The sequence below is a fragment of the Vibrio sp. 10N.261.52.A1 genome (genome assembly GCF_002876325.1).
Classification (GTDB): domain Bacteria; phylum Pseudomonadota; class Gammaproteobacteria; order Enterobacterales; family Vibrionaceae; genus Vibrio; species Vibrio chagasii.
The window spans coordinates 1-320 of record NZ_MCYD01000466.1; the positions used below are offsets into that span (position 1 = coordinate 1).

At 43.1% G+C, this 320-nt stretch carries 1 protein-coding gene; it reads right to left on the minus strand.

Annotated elements, in window-relative coordinates:
* Positions 1-25 precede the first annotated feature (25 nt).
* A partial coding sequence (locus BCT81_RS05555) for an antibiotic biosynthesis monooxygenase family protein (RefSeq protein ID WP_102423466.1) occupies positions 26-320 on the minus strand: 295 nt, incomplete at its 5' end.

Sequence of the window (320 nt, forward strand, 5' to 3'; positions counted from 1 at the left end):
CATATTTCATTCAGGACACTCTCTATTAATTTCGGATAACTTCGTAAAGGTTAGGGTTTGCAGTAACGCCTTCAAGATTAAGAGCAGGTAGCTCCTCTCTCATTACAGAGATAGCATCTATGAAGTGTTTTTGGCTTTCCCAGTTTGCGACGTTTACGTAAAGGTAAGTGGCGTCTGTACTTAACGCTCGATGTAACGTAGTAGAGATATAACCGGGTTGTTGGACTAGCACGTCCCTAGCACTTTCCCAATAGGCTAAGGTTTCTTCATGCTTACTCGCATCTACCGAAAATGTGTTGATAAGCACAACGGGCTGTGCA